Source organism: Edaphobacter aggregans DSM 19364 (assembly GCF_000745965.1).
Lineage (GTDB): Bacteria > Acidobacteriota > Terriglobia > Terriglobales > Acidobacteriaceae > Edaphobacter > Edaphobacter aggregans.
Genome location: NZ_JQKI01000014.1, coordinates 15,090 through 29,511, shown reverse-complemented (window position 1 = coordinate 29,511; position 14,422 = coordinate 15,090). Strand labels below are relative to the sequence as shown.

Below are 14,422 nucleotides of genomic sequence, written 5' to 3'. Positions count from 1 at the left end.
TTCACTCCTGTCCTGAAATATTCCACTTTGAATTCTCACGCCAAAGCCGGAACCAGCAGCCGGCTGAAGACCTCGTTCGACGCCATACGTCCCTTCGCCGTCAGCCGGACCCGCTCGCCATCAATCACCAACAGCCCCGCCTCCCGCGCCTCTTCCACTCCCGGCATCACACTCGCCACCAGAACCCCGCCGAACGACTCACGCAACGCATCCAGCCTCACACCCTCGTTCAACCGCAGCCCCAGAAACAGCGACTCCTCAAACGCCGCCTCCCTGCCGATGAACTGAGCCTCCGGCTTCGCCGTCACCCTTTGCAAAGTCCCCAGCGGCCCCGCACTCGCCACGTCGCCCATGTAAACATCCAGATCGTCCGTATTCTGAAACCGCACAGCTCCCTCATGCAATGGCAGCATCGAGTGCGCATCCAGCCCGAAGCCGATATACGGCAGCCGCCGCCAGTACTTTACGTTGTGCCGCGACTCGTGCCCCTCCCGCGCAAAGTTCGAGATCTCGTACTGCCGCACGCCCGCCGTATCCAGCATCTCGCAGCCCGCCTCGTACCAAGCGGCCATCTCGTCCTCCGAGGGCACCTCGCGCGCGCCGTACCGCACGCCTCCTGCGAGCACCTCTCTTCCGAGCCGCGACTCCTCGTCCACTTCCAGCATGTACACGCTCACATGCGTCACGCCACTAGCAACCGCGCGCTCCACCGACTCCCGCCAGCTTGCCTCGCCCTGATGCGGCAATCCAGCGATCAGATCGATCCCGATCTCCCGCATCCCCGCCGCGCGCAGTCGCGCAATCTCCGCCTCGCACATCGCCGCCGTGTGCAGCCTTCCCACCGCCTGCGCCTCGCGATCCACAAATGACTGCACCCCCAGGCTCACGCGATTCACGCCCTGCCGCAGCAGCTCCTCTAGCGTCTCCGGAGCCAGCTGTCCCGGTGCGCACTCCAGCGTCACCTCAGCATCCGCATCTACCTCAAACTGCTCACGCAACGCTGCAAAGATCGTCCGAAACTGCGCCGCAGACAAAAGACTCGGCGTCCCTCCGCCAAAATAAATCGAGTCTGCCGCACGCTCCAGCCTCGCCCCCATATGCTTCGCCGCCGGCCTCGAACCCCGAATCTCCCCACACAGCCGCTCAACATACGCCTCCATCCGCGCGCTGCCAAACGCATCCGACGCAAAGTTGCAGAAGCTGCATTTCGCCTTGCAAAACGGCACCGAAAGATAAATCCCGACCGGAGAATCCACGAACAAAGCCTCAGCTCTCATTCTTTCATGCGGACCACTTTCTTTGTGACCGCCGCCCTCCCGCCTCCATCCAACCAGGCAGTAGAATCCGGTTCGAAGCCAAACGATTCGGAAAGGACCACCGTGCTCCAGACGCTGCTTCGCTCCGCGCCGCTTCTTCTGCTCCTACCTCTCACCCTCCCCGCCCAATCCCCTGCTCCGAAACCTTCAACCACTCAGCCCCGCACTCCCGTCCTCGTCGAGCTCTTCACCTCCGAGGGCTGCTCCAGTTGCCCGCCCGCCGACAAGCTCCTCGCCACACTCCAGAAGCAGCAGCCCGTCGCCAACGCCCGCATCATCGTCCTCGAGGAGCACGTCGACTACTGGGACCGCACCGGCTGGCGCGACCGCTTCTCCTCCTCCCTGTTCGCCGAGCGCCAGAACCTCTACGCCCCGCGCCTGAAGTTCGACGATCCCTACACCCCGCAGATGGTCGTCGACGGCACGGCGCAGTTCCTCGGCAGCGATCCCTCCAAGGCCATCGCCTCCATCACCCAGGCCGCGCAGTCACCCAAGATCCCCCTCTCCCTCTCCCAGCCCGCAGTCGATGGCAAGCACATCTCCTGCTCGGTCTCAGCCGCCACCGGCTCCGATCTCCCGCGCGGCGACCTCTACGCCGTCCTCGTCGACCCCACCGCCTCCACCGAGGTCAAGTCCGGCGAAAACGGCGGCCGCCATCTCGATCTCGTCAGCGTCGTCCGCTCCTTCCAGCGCGTCGGAAAGATCCAGGACCTCAGCAAAGGCCCCGTCTCCTTCAAGCTCACCGCTCCCACTGACGAGTCCGCCGCCCACATGCGCCTCGTCGTCTTCGCCCAGCTCCCCGACCAGGGCGCAATCCGCGGAGCCGCCGAGACCGACACTGCCCCGAAAGAGTGATGCCTCTCTCGTTCCCCAATATCCCGTTTCGAATCCGCCCCACCCGCCAAGCATCTAAAATAGTTGTAGATGGCCGATCAGAAGACATTCAGCGAAGCCGCCAAAGACCCTGCAAAAAAGCCCGCGCAGGACGATGAGGTCTTAGGCAAGGCATACGACGGCCGCCTGATGCGCCGCCTCCTCACCTACCTTCGGCCCTATCGCCTTCAGGTCGCACTCTCCGCCGTTGCCATCCTCATCAAGGCCGCCACCGACGTCATGGGGCCCTACCTCGTCAAGGTCGCGGTCGACACCTACATGACCGGCACCCCGCATGAGCTCTCCTGGCTCGCGCGGCACCTCGACCCCGCGCCCATAAAGGGCATCACCCAGCTCGGCCTCATCTATCTCGGCGCGCTGCTCCTCACCTTCGCGCTCGAGTTCGTCCAGACCTACCTCATGCAGTGGACCGGCCAGAAGATCATGTTCGACCTGCGCAGCCAGATCTTCCGCCACCTGCAGCGCATGTCGCCCGCCTTCTTCGACCGCAACCCCGTCGGCCGCCTCGTCACCCGCGTCACTTCCGACGTCGACGCCCTCAACGAGATGTTCACCTCCGGCGTCCTCGCCATCTTTGAAGACGTCTTCGTCCTCGCCTTCATCGTCATCATCATGCTGCGCATGAGCTGGCCCCTCGCCCTGCTCACCATCTCCGTCATCCCGGCCATCCTCTACGTCACGCGCATCTTCCGCAGGCACGTCCGCGACAGCTACCGACGCCAGCGCTCCGCCACCGCGCGCATCAACTCCTTCACCCAGGAGTACGTCTCCGGCATGTCCATCGTGCAGCTCTTCAACCGCGAGCGCCGCGCCTTCAACGACTTCTCCCAGGTCAACGCGGAGAACAAAAAAGCCTGGTCTGATGCCATCTTCGCCTACGCCCTCTACTACCCCATCGTCGAGCTACTCAGCGCCACCGCCATCGCCCTCGTCATCTGGCGAGGAGGCTCCGGCGTCCACCACGGTACCGTCACCCTCGGCATCCTCATCGCCTTCATTCAGTACGCCCAGCGCTTCTTCCGCCCCATCCAGGACCTCAGCGAGAAGTACAACATCCTCCAGGCTGCCATGGCCGCCGCCGAGCGCGTCTTCAAGCTCCTCGACACCAGATCCGAGATCGTCTCCCCCGCGCATTCCATCACCGGAGACGACTCCGGACGCGTCGAGTTCCGCAACGTCTGGTTCACCTACCAGCATCTCGACGATTACCAGCTCGCCCGCATCCACAGCGCCACCGACTCCGAACTCGAGACCTTCGCCGACATCGAGTGGATCCTCCGCGGCGTCTCCTTCATCATCGAGCCCGACGAGACTGCCGCCATCGTCGGCCACACCGGCGCCGGCAAGACCACCATTACCGGCCTCATGATGCGCTTCTACGACATCCAGCGCGGCGAGATCCTCGTCGATGGCGTCGACGTCCGCAAGCAGGACCTCACCGCCCTCCGCCGCCGCTTCGGCGTCGTCCTCCAGGACCCCTTCCTCTTCACCGGCACCGTCGCCGACAACATCCGCCTCGGCTCCTCCTGGATCACCGACGAACAGTTGCAACGCGCCTGCGACGAGGTCAACGTCGGCGACTTCATTCGTTCCCTGCCCCTGCAGTTCAAAGAACCCGTCCGGGAGCGCGGAGCCACCCTCTCCACCGGCCAGAAGCAGCTCATCAGCTTCGCCCGCGCCCTCGCCCACGCCCCCCGCATCCTCATCCTCGACGAGGCCACCAGCTCCGTTGACACCGACACCGAGCTGCGCGTCCGTCTCGCCCTCTCCCGCATGATCACCGGACGCACCTCCATCCTCATCGCGCATCGGCTCTCCACCATCCAGCGCGCCGACACCATCCTTGTCATGCACAAGGGCCAGCTCCGCGAGCGCGGAACCCACCAGCAGCTCCTCGCCCACCGAGGCCTCTACTGGAAGCTCTACCAGCTCCAGTACAAGGACCAGGAACTCGGCACCACCACCGAGACCCCCTCCTCCCTCGAACCCCTCAGCGCCGACTAACCAATCCGTTCATCGCAAAAAGTCTTATCTCGACCGGACCCGACTACCTCCTTCACAAGTGTCATCCCGACTGAAGCCGATCATCCCTAAAGGTGTCATCCCGACCGGAGTGGAGGGATCTGCTTCTCCACCGCCGCATTCAACCCAATCCACCCCCCCCCGCTAACTAATTCCTTAGTAGTTCGTCCTACCGGTGTCCCCATGTGTGGGGACCAAAGGACACGGATGCCGCCGAAACGCTCCAACACCCTGACAGAGGCTGAGTTACGCATCATGCGCATCCTCTGGGACCGTGGCGAATCGCTCGTCAGCGACCTCGTCTCCGCCCTGCCCGCCGACGCGCCCCTGGCCTACACCTCCGTCCTGACCACCGTCCGCATCCTCGAGCAGAAGGGCTACGTCCAGCATCGCCAGGAGGGCCGAGCCTTCCTCTACAGCCCCTGTGTTGCCCAGCACGACGCCAGCCGCTCCGAGGTCCGCCACGTCCTCCACCGCTTCTTCGACAACTCCCGCGAGCAGCTGATGCTCTCGCTCCTCGGCGACGGCGACATCACCCCCCAGGAGCTCCAGCGCCTCAAGGAAGCTATCGCCCAGGCCGAAGCCACCGCCGAAACGGAGGAGTCGTAGTCATGACGAACATCGTCAACATCCTCCCCCAACTCGCACGTCTCGCCGCCGAGACCTTCGTCGCCGGCCTCTGGCAGGGCCTTGCTTTCATAGCTGCCATAGCAATCTGCCTTGCTCTCCTCTCTCGTATCTCAGCGTCGGTACGGTTCGCGATATGGTTCCTCACCTTCGCGCTCGTCGTCGCCATCCCGCTGCTGCACCTCCGCACGCCGGCCTCCTCTACCGAAGCTCCGTCGTCGGCAATCCTCCATCTCTCGCCCACAATCGCGATCGCAATCGCCGCGCTCTGGGCAGCCCTCACCGTCGCCCGAGTCACGCAGCTCTTTCTCCAAACCCTGAAGCTGCGTCGCATCGCGAATCGTTCCAGGCCAGTCACCGAGTCCGAATCCATCGCCGAAGTCCTCACCGGCACGCGACGCCCCGTCGTTCTCTGCACGTCTCCCGACGTCGACTCGCCCTGCGTCATCGGCTTCCTCACGCCTCGCCTGCTGGTCCCTGAATCCCTCTTTGCCAAGCTCACAAAATCCGAGCTTCACCAGATCGTCCTCCACGAGTGTGAGCACCTTCGTCGCCACGACGACTGGACCAACCTCGCCCAGAAGATTGCCGTCGCTCTCTTTCCTCTCAATCCGGCGCTCCTCCTCGTAGACCGCCGCCTCTCGCTTGAGCGCGAACTCGCCTGCGACGCCGGCGTCATCGCCCGCACCGCGGCGCCCTTCGACTACGCGCACTGCCTTACTAGGCTCGCCGAGTGCCGCCTCCACACACGCCGCCTCAGCCTCGCGGTCTCCGCATGGAGCCGCCAGTCCGAGCTCGCCCGCCGCGTCCACACGCTGCTCAAACCTATCGCCAGGCTCTCCCCCGCATACGCACGAGCCTCCGTCGCAACGCTCTCAGTCATGCTTCTCGGCGGAGCAGTCGAGCTCACCCACGCTCCGCACCTGGTCAGCTTCACCAACACGTCAACTGTTCCCGTCGCAAGCGGCGTCGATACCTTCTACCGCGAAGCCACACCCAAAGCTATCCCGGTTCTCTATAACCCCACGTCGGAACAACCTCACGCAACTCTGCTGAAGGCGACTGTCTCCACGGCGAAACCCACATCGCTAATCACACCACCTTCGACAAAGAAGCCGCGCCCAACCAGATTTGCAAAACCACAACAACCCGGGCTGTTGCGCACCGCCGCACCGCAACATAAACCAGCAGGTCGTTACAGCACAGTCCAGGCCTACTACGTCACCACCACCGAGATCTCGCCTTCCTACGCCGCCGTCCCCTTCGGAGACGGCTGGCTCATCATCCAACTCTAGCCACATTTTTTCCAGAAGGAGCAACACATGCCCGCAACAACTAATCAATTAGTAACAAAGACCCGGAAGTTCGCAGTTCCCGCCGGGATCGCCGCAGCCGCCGTCCTCGCATCGGCCTTCGCGGTCCACTCCAACAACGTCCATGCCTCTGCCGTCAGCGCCGCGCCTCTCGACGACCAGAGCGTCTCCGCCCTCACCGCGATGGACCGCGCCATGGAAGCCCTCGCGGCCCGCGTTACGCCCGCCATCGTCAACGTCGCCGTCACCTCGCGCGGCGAAGAGCAGCATGTCCAGATGCAAGGTATCGACCCGCAGGACCTCCCGCCCGGCTTCGCGCAGTTCTTCGGCATTCCCTTCGGCGGTAACGGCCGCGGCGGCCATCGCATGGCGCCTGAGCAGCAGCCGCTCCAGCACGGCATCGGCAGCGGAGTCATCATCTCCCCCGACGGCTACATCATCACCAACAACCACGTCGTCGACGGAGCCACACAGATCAAAGTCACCCTGCACGACCGCCGCGTCATGAACGCCAAGGTTGTCGGCGTCGACAAGCTCACCGACCTCGCCGTCATCAAGGTCGATGCGCACGATCTCCCCGCCATGTCCTGGGGCGACTCCACGAAGCTCGAGCCCGGCCAGACCGTCCTCGCCTTCGGAAGCCCCTTCGGCTACTTCCAGTTCTCCGTCACCCGCGGCATCGTCAGCGCCGTCAACCGCCAGAACCCCTACTCCGACGACGCCCGCAAGCTCGGCGGCTACATCCAGACCGACGCCGCGATCAACCCCGGCAACTCCGGCGGAGCGCTCGTCAACTCGCACGGTGAGCTCGTCGGAATCAACACCTTCATCATCTCCGACTCCGGCTCCTTCGCCGGCGCTGGCTTCGCCATTCCCGCGCAGGTCGCCAAGGCCACTGCCGATCAGATCATCCAGACCGGCGGCGTCCACCACGGCTATCTCGGCATCAGCATGAACGACGTCACTCCCGAGAACGCGCACTTCTTCAACCTCACCGAGGCGACCGGAGCCATCGTCGCCCAGGTCTCGCCCAACTCGCCCGCCTCCCGCGCCGGTCTTCAGAACGGCGACGTCATCCAGCAGCTGAACGGCAAGAAGATGATCAACGGCAGCGACCTCCAGCTCGCCATCGCCGGAACCACCCCCGGGACCAGGGTCCAGCTTGGCATTCTGCGCAACGGCCACCCGCAGACTCTCGACCTCACCGTCGGCGAGTACAACGCCAAAGACAAGGTTGCCAGCAACGACAGCGACGACAACGGCTCACCTTCCCAGCAGGGCAAGCTCGGCCTCGCCATGTCCGACATCACGCCCGACATCCGTCAGCAGCTCAACCTGCCTGACAACATCAAGGGCGCGGCGATCGCAAGTGTCCGTCCCGGCAGCCCTGCCGAAGACGCTGGCCTCCAGCCCGGCGACGTCATCGTGCAGGTCAACCGCAAGAACGTTGACTCGGCGAAGCAGGCTGTCGACACCGTCCACACCATCCCTTCCGGACAGGACGTCCTTCTTGCTCGTCTGGTCGCGAGGCGGCACAAGCTACCGCGTTCTCCATCAGGACCAGGGCTGACACGCACTCGTACCAGGCAATAGCAAAGGCCGCCGCGAAACCCCGCACGGCGGCCTTCTTCTTCAACACTCGTCACTTTTGGACGACGTCAGTTTTCTACCTGTTTCTTCGACCAATCCACGATCGGCCGCCAGTATGTTGGTGCAGCAGCAAAGATCGGCGCATTATGGGCCAGTCCTTGCACGACAATCTTCTCTCCGTTCGACTCGCACGCCAGCGCCAGTTCCTCTGCCATCGAAAGCGGCAACAGCTCATCCGCATCGCTATGAACGACCAGAACCGGGACTTTCAATCCAGCCACATGCTTTGTTGTTGGCCATATGTCTTTCGCTAGCGAGGCTAGCCATCTCGGCAATCCTGCCGCGTTCGCTGCCGCACGGAGTGAAGAAAAACCCTCGCACAGAATCACTCCATCACGATCAACGCGTGAAGCAATTGCGGAGGCGACGCCGCTGCCCATCGAATATCCCAGAAGAAATATCGTCCCGGCTCCGCGCCGCCTCAGCTCTCTATAAGCGGCAATCGCATCCTCTTCACAGTGATCTATTCTTATCCTGCCTTTGCTTGCTCCGAAACCGGTGTAGTTAAAGACAAGTGAAGAGACTCCCATCTCCCTCAACAGAGCCTGAACATCACCCCAGTACTCAACCCTCTCACCGATTCCATGACAGATAAGGAACACAGGCGCGTCCTCTCCGGCTGACACATAGACAGCCAAAAGTCTTCGCCCCGCGCTCCACAGGACCATCCGCTCCTTCTCCAATGCAAAGGAGGCAAATCTCTCTTTCATCCGTCCGCTGAATCTGTCTCGAAGCAACAGGCTGCGGCTTGCAGCTGCCAACAGGAACGACACAGAACGTTCCCTCACTTCTCAGCCACCTTTAGACAATCCGCGACCACCTTCGCCGCCCTCTTCTCCCGCGCCTCCGGGCTCTGGTAATAAAACACTCCCAGCAGATGCCCCCGCCGCTGAACCTCAGTCATCTTCTCCCACCCCTCCTTCGCCCGAGGATGCCTCCGAAAAGCCAACTCCAGGATCGGAGGCAGCACCTTCTCCCCCTCCATCGCCAACAGCATCCGCTCCGCCATCTGCTCCGCGCGCCGCTCCCTCACCTCCGCACTCTTCACGTCTTCAATCAACCTCGCGATGTCCCGCCGAATCGAATCGCTCAGCTTCCCATACCACTTCTTCAGCGCCTTCTCCTTCTTGAAGATCTTCTCCAACTCCTCCGGCGCCTCCGTCTGACGCTCATCCAAATCCGGCTCCACCGCCAGGTCGATCATCCCTCCCAGCTTCACTCCTGCAGCCTTCTGCATCTTCTTGTTCACCAGAACAAAGTGCCCGCCCTGCGTCGGGTCCGCAAACGTAAACAGCGACGTGCGAAAGACCTCGCCGCCCGTCTCCACCTTCACTCGCAGCCGTATCATCTTCTTCCACGTCTTGCCCACATCGAACGGAACCCGCGCCACCACCCACCCCAGCCCGCCGCTCAAAGGCTCCAGTACCGCGCGAAACCGCTTCACGCTACTCGCCATGCAATCCCTCCGAGAAGAATCTACACTGGAGCCATTGCCACCACCTCCAACCCGACCATCTTCCTCTCCGCCGGAGAAGCATCCGGCGATCACTACGGCGCACAGATCATTACCGAGTTCTCCGGCCGCCATCCCGGCGCCACCTTCTTCGGCTTAGGCGGCCGCGAGATGGAGTCCGCAGGCCAGCAGCGCATCGTCCGAGCCGAAGACGTAGCCCACATGGGCATCACCGAGGTACTACGCCACGCCCCGCGCGTCTACGGCTCCTACCGCCGCCTCGTCGCCTCCATCAAGCAACGCCGCCCGCAGGCCGCCGTCCTCATCGACTTCCCCGACGTCAACCTCCGCCTCGCCCGCGAGCTCAAAGCGCTAAACATCCCCGTCGTCTACTTCGTCAGCCCCCAGCTCTGGGCCTGGAAGCGCCGCCGTCTCCGCTGGGTCCAGCAGCGCGTCGACCGCATGATGGTCATCTTTCCCTTCGAGGAAACCTTCTACCGCAGCCGCCACGTCAACGCCACCTTCACCGGCCACCCGTTAGCCGAGCTTCCCTGCCCCACGATCTCTCGTGAGCAATTCGCAGTCACATATATGTCCGCGAATCGCGAAGACCCGCAATCTAGCTCGCACATGAGCAGGCGTTGGATCGCATTGCTCCCAGGTAGCCGAAGGAAGGAGGTCGAATCAAATCTGCCAACGATGCTCGAAGCCGCAGCAGTTCTCGGCCCCGACTATGACTTCTTGATACCTGTTGCAAGCACTGTCGACATAGGATGGGTCAGCAACTTTGTCTTTCAGGAAATCCTTCCTCGATTGCATTGGCCGAAAAGTTCTATCACCCTCGTCCCCGATGCCCGCGAGGCCCTCCACCACGCCCAAGCCTCTATCGTCGCCAGCGGAACCGCCACCGTCCAGGCCGCCGTTATCGGCAACCCCTTCGTTGTCGTCTACAAGGTCTCCCCGCTCACCTTCAAGCTCGCCAAGCGCCTGGTCCACTACCCCCCCGAGGTCTGGTCCTCCACCGCTCCCGATGCCGGCCTCGACTCCCACGGCAACCTCCCCATCGCCATGGTGAACCTCATCGCCGGCCGCCGCATCGTCCCCGAGCTCCTTCAGGACAACTTCACCGCAGCCAACGTCGCCCAGGCCCTCCGCCCCCTCCTCGACGACACTCCCCAGCGCTCCCAGATGATCGCCGACCTCGCCGGCCTCCGCCAAAGCCTTCTCCCACAAGCCGGAGCCAGCTCCATCGCCCAGGTCGCCGACGCCGTCGACTCCCTCCTGCCCCAGCCAACCGTCACCACTGGTGGCCGAATCTCATCCGCAAGCGTCTAATCAGACAGCCCGCGTACCCAGCGGGTACATAGCAGTACCATGTTGTTGAGGATCTTCGCTTTCATGCGCGTTCTTGTTCGAAATCTTCGCACCTCGGTTGCTCTTGTCCTCTTCGCTCTCGCGACCGCTGCTTGGGCCGCGCCCGCCCGCCCGCAGCTTCAGGTCACCGGCTACGTCATCAGCGCCGACCTCTACCCCGACGAGAACAAGCTCTCCGCCACCGCGCAGGTCACCTTCACCGCGCTTGAAGACCTCACTGCCCCCGTCTTCGAGCTCAACAACGGCTTGCAGCTCACCAAAGTCACCGACGCCGCGAAGAAGCCCCTCGAGGCCGAGCGACTCACCACCAACTCCACCGTCCGCTTCAGCCTCGCCAACCCCATCCCCAAGGGCACCTCCGCCACTTGGACCTTCGAGTACTCCGGCGTCCTCAAGGGCGCCGAGACCAGCCCCGTCGAGGGCATCAACCTCGCCTCCGTCCAAGACCCCATCAGCATCCTCCTCTACCCCGGACGCTGGTTCCCCATGGTCGGCCTCTACACCAACCGCTTCACCGCCGAGATGCACATCCGCGTCCCCGGCGACGAGCGCGTCGTCGGCTCCGGCTCAGGAGTAGCCGCCCCAAAGAGCCTCCCCGGCAATCGCATCGAGTACACCTTCAAGTGGGCCAAGCCCGGCTTCCCCGGAACTATCATCGCCGGCAAGTTCCTCGACTCCATCACCGCCCCCGGCATCAACAACATCCGCGTCTTCGTCACCGAACCGCGCAAGGCCGCCGCCATCACCCTGGCTCAGGACGCCGCCAAACAGTTCGAGTTCATGACCACCACCTTCGGCCAGCCCGAGAGCGGACACATCAACCTCGTCGAGCTTCCCGGCGACGCCGTCTCCGCCACCTGGGCGCCTGAGATCGCCGGCATCGCCGCAGCCCGTGTCGCCGGCAAGACCTACTCCCGCCTCCTCGCCAACACCCTCGCCCACCAGTGGTGGGGCTCCGAGATCTCCCCCGCAACGCTCAACGACACCTGGATTACGAACGGCATGTCCCGCTACGCCGAGCTGATGTTCGTCGAAGACTCTGCTGGCAAGACCGCCTTCCAGTCCGCCGTCACCGACGTCCAGGCCGGTGCCCTCGCCTACGACACCGAGCCCCTCAGCACCGTCGGACGCCTCGATCCCTTCTCCCCGCAGTTCCAGTCCATGACCCTCGAAAAGGGAGCCATGGTCTTCCACATGCTCCGCTGGGAGATGGGTGACGACGCCTTCATCAAGTTCCTCCGCGGCCTCCTCTCCCAGTACACCGACAAGGGCGTTCGCACCGCCAACGTCCAGGCCGTCGCCGAAGCCCAATCGCAGCTCCAGCTCACCAGCTTCTTCGCCCAATGGTGCGACGGAACCGGAGCCCCCACCTTCACCAACAAGTACACCGTCTTCCGCCTCGGCAGTAACAAGGGCTTCCGCACCGTAGGCTCCATCGCCCAGGATCTCGACCTCTTCCGCATGCCCGTAGAGCTCCGCATCGAGACCGACGGCAAAACCGAGACCCGCCGCGTCGACGTCACCGGAACCGACAGCCAGTTCTCCGTCGAGACCTTCGGCCGCCCGCGCCGCATCTCCATCGATCCGCAGAACTGGGTCCTCAAGTCCACCCCCGACCTCGCCGTTCGCGTCGCCGTCCTCCGTGGCCAGCAGCAGGTCGCCCAGGGCGATCTCACCGCCGGACTCATCGAGTACCAGAAGGCCCTCGACGCCAACAAGAGCAGCTCACTCGCCTCCTACCGCATCGGCGAAGTCTTCTTCATGCAGCGCAACTATCAGTCCGCCGCCAACGCCTTCCGCGACGCCCTCCGCGGCGACGGCGACCCCAAGTGGGTCGAGGTTTGGAGCCACATCGAGCTCGGCCGCATCTTCGACATCACCGGCCAGCGCGACCGCGCCGTCAACGAGTACCGCCTCGCCGTCCAGACCAACGACAACACCCAGGGAGCCGTCAACGAGGCACGAGCCCTCATACAAAAACCCTACAAACGCGAACAAGCCAGCAACTAAGTGCGCCCAGCAGTCTCCTCCGGAAAGCGTCATTCCGAGCGCAGCGAGGAACCCCGCATTTCGCCCAAAGCGCCACCGATCTCCCTGCAGCCCCACTAGGCCTTATGTCCGATTCAAACCCCACCACCCCTCTGCTATCGTGACCCCAAAGAGATTCCCTAATGGCCATTGAGATCGTCCCCCCAGGCGACGTCCGTTTCGACCGCCTCTGCCACGGACAGAACGCCCGCTTCCCCGCCACCAAGCACGACCGAGCCAGCCGCATCGCCCTCTGCGACAACTCCGCGGACGTCGCCGAGGCGCTCGAGCGCTTTGTCCACCAGGGCCTCCGCCCCACCATCCGCTCCGGCGGCCACTGCTACGAGGACTTCGTCGACAACAACCCCGGCGGCGCCATCATCGACCTCAGCATGATCACCGGCACCGAGCCGCCCGCCAACGGCCCCAAATACCGCCTCGGAGCCGGAGCCACCCTCGGCCGCGCCTACGCCGACCTCTACAAACGCGCCCTCGTCACCATCCCCGGCGGAACCTGCCCGCTCGTCGGTGCCGGCGGCCACGTCACCGGCGGAGGCTACGGCCTCCTCTCCCGCCTCCACGGCCTCACCCCAGACTGGGTCACCGCCGCCGAGATCGTCACCATCGATGCCGCCGGCAAGGCCCGCGTCCGCCATATCGACAAGCACAACGACGCCGACCTCCTCCGCGCCTGTAATGGCTCCGGCGGAGGCAGCTACGGCATCGTCACCAACTTTTACTTCGACACCCTGCCCAAGGCTCCCACCGAGACCCTTCGCGGCAGCATCTCCTTCGACTGGGACGGCATGACCGAGGAGCGCTTCGCCCGCATCCTCCACCTCTTCGGCAACTACTGGGAGACCCGCGGCCAGGACCCCGACACCTGGGGGCTCTTCTCCATCTTCAGCCTCGCCCACCGCAGCTCCGGTCACCTCTCCATGAGCGTCGCCTTCGTCAATCCCGACGGCACCGTCAACGACACCCGCGTCCTCGACGAGTACCTCGCCGTCTTCGACGAGTGCAAGCCAGTCGCCGAGATCAGCCGCCATCCCGTTATGGCCGAGCACCATCCCGAGCCCGCCGCCACTGGCAGCCCCGTCTGCCTCGCCAACCACACCCTTAACAAGATGAGCTGGATCGAAGCCAACGCCCCCGCCGCCGGAAACAGCGGTGGCGGAGGCGGTGGCAATCGCGGGCCGAACGCGCCCCCGCCCAGCCGCCGCCACAAGTACAAGTCCAGCTACATGCGCCGAGGCTTCACCCGCGAAGAGGCCGCCATCTTCTACAAGCACCTCAACCGCACCGTCCCCGGCGTCGACCTCAAGGGCTGCACCGTCCTCTCCGACTCCTTCGGCGGTGCCGTCAACAAAAAGCAGATGCTCGACGAGACCTCGCTCCCCCAGCGCAACTCCGTCCTCAAGTGCCAGTTCATCGCCAGCTGGGCCGACCCCGCGCACGATGCCGGAATCATCCAGTGGATGCGAGACTTCTTCACCGAGCTCTACGGCAAATCCACCGCAGGCGCCAAGTACAACGGAACGCCCTTCTGGAGCGACCAGTACGAGGGCTGCTACATCAACTACCCCGACGTCGACATGCTCCAATACGACTACTGGCCCCAGCTCTACTACGGCACCGGCGACCTCTATCCCTTCCTCCAGAGTGTCAAGAAGAAGTACGACCCCAACAACATCTTCCACCACGCCATGTCGATCCGCCCTTAACTCTCTCTCGTGGGTCGAACG

The 14,422-nt window shown here is 63.8% G+C and carries 11 protein-coding genes; 8 read left to right on the top strand and 3 right to left on the bottom strand.

Features of this window, described 5'->3' with window-relative positions; all coding sequences use genetic code 11:
• Positions 1-35: 35 nt before the first annotated feature.
• Positions 36-1,256, bottom strand: coding sequence for a radical SAM family heme chaperone HemW (gene hemW / locus Q363_RS06665; RefSeq protein WP_157466588.1), 1,221 nt, complete (start codon positions 1,254-1,256; stop codon positions 36-38).
• A gap of 123 nt (positions 1,257-1,379) precedes the next feature.
• Between hemW and Q363_RS35790 the strand changes: the two genes are divergently transcribed.
• From Q363_RS35790 to Q363_RS06640, 5 genes are all read left to right on the top strand, one after another.
• A complete protein-coding gene (locus tag Q363_RS35790) occupies positions 1,380-2,171 on the top strand; it encodes a DUF1223 domain-containing protein (RefSeq protein ID WP_169746943.1) in 792 nt (263 codons plus the stop codon).
• A 69-nt stretch (positions 2,172-2,240) separates the two neighbouring features.
• On the top strand, positions 2,241-4,214 hold the full coding sequence (locus Q363_RS06655; RefSeq protein ID WP_035348862.1) for an ABC transporter ATP-binding protein: 1,974 nt from the start codon (positions 2,241-2,243) through the stop codon (positions 4,212-4,214).
• A gap of 225 nt (positions 4,215-4,439) precedes the next feature.
• Entirely contained in the window at positions 4,440-4,841 is a 402-nt protein-coding gene (locus Q363_RS06650; RefSeq protein ID WP_035348860.1) for a BlaI/MecI/CopY family transcriptional regulator, read from the top strand.
• 2 nt (positions 4,842-4,843) lie between these two features.
• Positions 4,844-6,154 carry a M56 family metallopeptidase gene (locus Q363_RS06645; protein ID WP_035348859.1) on the top strand — a complete coding sequence of 437 codons (1,311 nt, stop codon included), beginning with the start codon at positions 4,844-4,846 and terminating at the stop codon, positions 6,152-6,154.
• Between the two features lie 27 nt (positions 6,155-6,181).
• Entirely contained in the window at positions 6,182-7,765 is a 1,584-nt protein-coding gene (locus Q363_RS06640; protein WP_245632066.1) for a trypsin-like peptidase domain-containing protein, read from the top strand.
• A gap of 65 nt (positions 7,766-7,830) precedes the next feature.
• Here Q363_RS06640 and Q363_RS35785 read toward each other — a convergent pair whose 3' ends face one another.
• Entirely contained in the window at positions 7,831-8,532 is a 702-nt protein-coding gene (locus Q363_RS35785) for an alpha/beta hydrolase (RefSeq protein WP_051978469.1), read from the bottom strand.
• A 74-nt stretch (positions 8,533-8,606) separates the two neighbouring features.
• Positions 8,607-9,278 carry a YdeI/OmpD-associated family protein gene (locus tag Q363_RS06630; RefSeq protein ID WP_035348993.1) on the bottom strand — a complete coding sequence of 224 codons (672 nt, stop codon included), beginning with the start codon at positions 9,276-9,278 and terminating at the stop codon, positions 8,607-8,609.
• A 3-nt stretch (positions 9,279-9,281) separates the two neighbouring features.
• On the opposite strand from Q363_RS06630, the gene lpxB reads away from it, so the two are divergent.
• From lpxB to Q363_RS06615, 3 genes are all read left to right on the top strand, one after another.
• Positions 9,282-10,610, top strand: coding sequence for a lipid-A-disaccharide synthase (gene lpxB, locus Q363_RS06625; RefSeq protein ID WP_342667395.1), 1,329 nt, complete (start codon positions 9,282-9,284; stop codon positions 10,608-10,610).
• 63 nt (positions 10,611-10,673) lie between these two features.
• A complete protein-coding gene (locus Q363_RS06620; protein WP_035348990.1) occupies positions 10,674-12,659 on the top strand; it encodes a M1 family aminopeptidase in 1,986 nt (661 codons plus the stop codon).
• Positions 12,660-12,820: 161 nt separating this feature from the next.
• On the top strand, positions 12,821-14,401 hold the full coding sequence (locus tag Q363_RS06615) for an FAD-binding oxidoreductase (RefSeq protein ID WP_035348857.1): 1,581 nt from the start codon (positions 12,821-12,823) through the stop codon (positions 14,399-14,401).
• Positions 14,402-14,422 lie beyond the last annotated feature (21 nt).

What these genes read in the sequence shown, in the direction of transcription:
- Q363_RS06655 (WP_035348862.1), top strand. Translation starts at nt 2,241, where the DNA reads ATGGCCGATCAGAAGACATTCAGCGAAGCCGCCAAAGACCCTGCAAAA.
- Q363_RS06650 (WP_035348860.1), top strand. Translation starts at nt 4,440, where the DNA reads ATGCCGCCGAAACGCTCCAACACCCTGACAGAGGCTGAGTTACGCATC.
- Q363_RS06645 (WP_035348859.1), top strand. Translation starts at nt 4,844, where the DNA reads ATGACGAACATCGTCAACATCCTCCCCCAACTCGCACGTCTCGCCGCC.
- Q363_RS06640 (WP_245632066.1), top strand. Translation starts at nt 6,182, where the DNA reads ATGCCCGCAACAACTAATCAATTAGTAACAAAGACCCGGAAGTTCGCA.
- Q363_RS35785 (WP_051978469.1), bottom strand. Translation starts at nt 8,532, where the DNA reads ATGAAAGAGAGATTTGCCTCCTTTGCATTGGAGAAGGAGCGGATGGTC.
- Q363_RS06630 (WP_035348993.1), bottom strand. Translation starts at nt 9,278, where the DNA reads ATGGCGAGTAGCGTGAAGCGGTTTCGCGCGGTACTGGAGCCTTTGAGC.
- Q363_RS06620 (WP_035348990.1), top strand. Translation starts at nt 10,674, where the DNA reads ATGCGCGTTCTTGTTCGAAATCTTCGCACCTCGGTTGCTCTTGTCCTC.
- Q363_RS06615 (WP_035348857.1), top strand. Translation starts at nt 12,821, where the DNA reads ATGGCCATTGAGATCGTCCCCCCAGGCGACGTCCGTTTCGACCGCCTC.